This window comes from Pseudomonas sp. BN515 (genome assembly GCF_029873155.1).
In the GTDB taxonomy this organism is placed as follows: Bacteria; Pseudomonadota; Gammaproteobacteria; order Pseudomonadales; family Pseudomonadaceae; genus Metapseudomonas.
In genome coordinates this window covers 1-2,917 of record NZ_SSOH01000060.1, presented here as the reverse complement: position 1 = coordinate 2,917, position 2,917 = coordinate 1, and the positions used below count along the sequence as shown (strand labels likewise).

The window sequence follows — 2,917 nt, the reverse complement described above, 5'->3', positions numbered from 1 at the left end:
GGCGTACGCAGCGGCAAGGTCCGCGCCCAGCCGCGCAGCCAGTCGTCCATCGCCCTCAGCGCCAACGGCATCGACTGGGTGCTGTGCAACGCCTCGCCGGATATCCGCGCCCAGCTCGAGGCCTTTCCGCCGTTGCAGCCGGCGCGCCATCTGCGCGATACCGGCATCGCCGCGATCATCCTGATGGACAGCCAGATCGACCACGTCACCGGCCTCTTGAGCCTGCGCGAGGGCTGCCCGCACCAGGTCTGGTGCACCGACATGGTCCACCAGGACCTCACCAGCGGCTTTCCGCTGTTCAGCATGCTCCGGCACTGGAACGGTGGCCTGGACTGGCAGCCCATCGACCTGGCCAGCCCGTCGTTCACCATTCCCGCCTGCGCCGGCCTGCGTTTCACCGCCATTCCCCTGCGCAGCAGCGCGCCGCCCTATTCGCCGCACCGGGGCAACCCGCATCCGGGCGACAACATCGGCCTGTTCATCGAGGACCTGGAAACCGGCGGCAGCCTGTTCTACGCCCCCGGTCTCGGCCAGGTGGATGAACACCTGCTCGACTGGATGCGCCGCGCCGACTGCCTGCTGGTGGACGGCACGCTCTGGCGTGACGACGAGATGCGCCACTGCGAGGTGGGCGACAAGCTCGGCCGCGAGATGGGCCACCTGCCGCAGAGCGGCCCGGGCGGAATGATCGAGGTGCTGGATGGCATCGACGGCCCGCGCAAGGTGCTCATCCACATCAACAACACCAACCCGATCCTCGACGTCGACTCCGCCGAGCGCGCCGAACTCGGCCGCCACGGCATCGAAGTGGCCTGGGATGGCATGAGCATCGTGCTGTAACGCACCACGAACCCAACAAGGTGCGCACGGCGCACCCTACGAGGACCCCGAGCATGAGCCAGACCGCCATGACTCCCGCCGAATTCGAGCAGGCCCTGCGCGCCAAAGGCGCCTACTACCACAGTCATCATCCCTATCACCGCGCCATGTACGAGGGCCGCGCGACGCGCGCACAAATCCAGGGCTGGGTGGCCAACCGTTTCTACTACCAGGTGAGCATTCCGCTGAAGGATGCGGCGATCCTCGCCAACTGCCCGGACCGCGACACCCGCCGCGAATGGGTCCAGCGCATCCAGGACCACGACGGCGCCCCCGGCGAGGAAGGCGGTATCGAGGCCTGGCTGCGTCTGGCCGAGGCGGTGGGCCTCGACCGCGAGCAGGTGCTCTCGCAGGAACTGGTGCTGCCGGGGGTGCGCTTCGCGGTGGACGCCTACGTCAACTTCGCCCGCCGCGCGAGCTGGCAGGAGGCCGCGAGCAGTTCGCTGACCGAACTGTTCGCCCCACAAATTCACCAGTCGCGGCTGGACAGCTGGCCGCAGCATTACCCCTGGATCGACCCGAGCGGCTATGACTACTTCCGCAAGCGCCTGAAAGAAGCGCGCCGCGATGTCGAGCACGGCCTGCGCATCACCCTCGCGCATTACCGCACCTGGGAGGCCCAGCAGCGCATGCTGGAGATCCTGCAGTTCAAGCTGGACGTGCTCTGGAGCATGCTCGACGCCATGAGCCTGGCCTACGAGCTGGAGCGCCCGCCGTATCACAGCGTGACCCGCGAGCGGGTCTGGCACCGGGGGATTGCCCTATGAGCGACTTCGACCTCAAGCAGGTGCCCCACCTGCGCCGTGGTTTCCGCCTGCAATGGGAGCCGGCCCAGGGCTGCCATGTACTGCTCTATCCGGAGGGCATGGTGCGGTTGAACGAGAGCGCCGGGGAAATCCTGCGGTTGGTGGATGGTGAGCGTTCGGTGGCGCAGATCATTCTCGATCTGCGTCGGCGCTTTCCGGACGTTCCCGGTCTGAACGAAGACATCCTGGCCTTCATCGAGGTGGCCCATGCCCAGTTCTGGTTGCAACTCGAAGCCTGAAAACCAGCCGGGGCCGCCGTTCTGGCTGCTGGCCGAGCTCACCTACCGCTGCCCGCTGCAGTGCCCGTACTGCTCAAACCCGCTGGACTTCGCCCAGCAGGGCGAGGAACTGACGACCGCGCAGTGGATCGAGGTGTTCCGCCAGGCCCGCGCGCTGGGTGCCGCGCAGCTGGGCTTTTCCGGCGGCGAACCGCTGGTGCGCCAGGACCTGGAGGAGCTGATCCGCGCCGCCCGCGAGCTGGGTTACTACACTAACCTGATCAACTCCGGCATCGGCCTCACCGAGGCGCGCGTCAACGCCTTCAGGGACGCCGGGCTGGACCATATCCAGATCAGTTTCCAGGCCGCCGACGAGGCGGTGAACAACCTGCTGGCCGGCTCGCGCAAGGCCTTCGCGCAGAAGCTGGCGATGGCCCGCGCGGTGAAGGCGGCGGGCTACCCGATGGTGCTGAACTTCGTCACCCACCGGCACAACATCGACCAGATCGAACGGATCATCGAGCTGTGCCTGGAACTGGAGGCGGACTTCGTCGAACTCGCCACCTGCCAGTTCTACGGCTGGGCCGAGCTGAACCGCGCCGGGCTGCTGCCGACCCGCGAACAATTGCAGCGCGCCGAACGCATCACGAATGAGTACCGGGCCAAGCTGGCGGCGGAAAAGCACCCCTGCAAGCTGATCTTCGTCACCCCGGACTACTACGAGGAACGCCCCAAGGCCTGCATGAACGGCTGGGGCAACCTGTTCCTCGACATCACCCCGGACGGCACCGCCTTGCCCTGTCACAGCGCGCGGCAGCTACCGGTACGCTTCCCCAACGTCAAGGAGCATGACCTCAAGCACATCTGGTACGAGTCGTTCGGCTTCAACCGCTTCCGCGGCTACGACTGGATGCCCGAGCCCTGCCGCTCCTGCGACGAGAAGGAGAAGGACTTCGGCGGTTGCCGCTGCCAGGCCTTCCTGCTCACCGGCGATGCCAGCAACGCCGACCCGGT

General features: G+C 67.0%; 4 protein-coding genes. All 4 read left to right on the top strand.

Annotation, left to right across the window (positions count from 1 at the left end):
* Positions 1-840 (top strand): pyrroloquinoline quinone biosynthesis protein PqqB (gene pqqB / locus E8E91_RS15420; protein ID WP_280376578.1); only part of this gene is annotated, 840 nt, incomplete at its 5' end.
* A gap of 53 nt (positions 841-893) precedes the next feature.
* Positions 894-1,646: a pyrroloquinoline-quinone synthase PqqC gene (gene pqqC / locus E8E91_RS15415; protein ID WP_280376576.1), complete on the top strand. Its 753-nt coding sequence runs from the start codon at positions 894-896 to the stop codon at positions 1,644-1,646.
* Positions 1,643-1,924 (top strand): pyrroloquinoline quinone biosynthesis peptide chaperone PqqD, encoded by a 282-nt coding sequence (gene pqqD / locus E8E91_RS15410; RefSeq protein ID WP_151133497.1) that lies wholly within the window; start codon positions 1,643-1,645, stop codon positions 1,922-1,924. Before pqqC ends, pqqD begins: the two co-directional genes overlap by 4 nt.
* Positions 1,893-2,917 (top strand): pyrroloquinoline quinone biosynthesis protein PqqE (gene pqqE, locus E8E91_RS15405; protein ID WP_280376574.1); only part of this gene is annotated, 1,025 nt, incomplete at its 3' end. The genes pqqD and pqqE, both read left to right, overlap by 32 nt.

What these genes read in the sequence shown, in the direction of transcription:
- pqqD (WP_151133497.1), top strand. Translation starts at nt 1,643, where the DNA reads ATGAGCGACTTCGACCTCAAGCAGGTGCCCCACCTGCGCCGTGGTTTC.
- pqqC (WP_280376576.1), top strand. Translation starts at nt 894, where the DNA reads ATGAGCCAGACCGCCATGACTCCCGCCGAATTCGAGCAGGCCCTGCGC.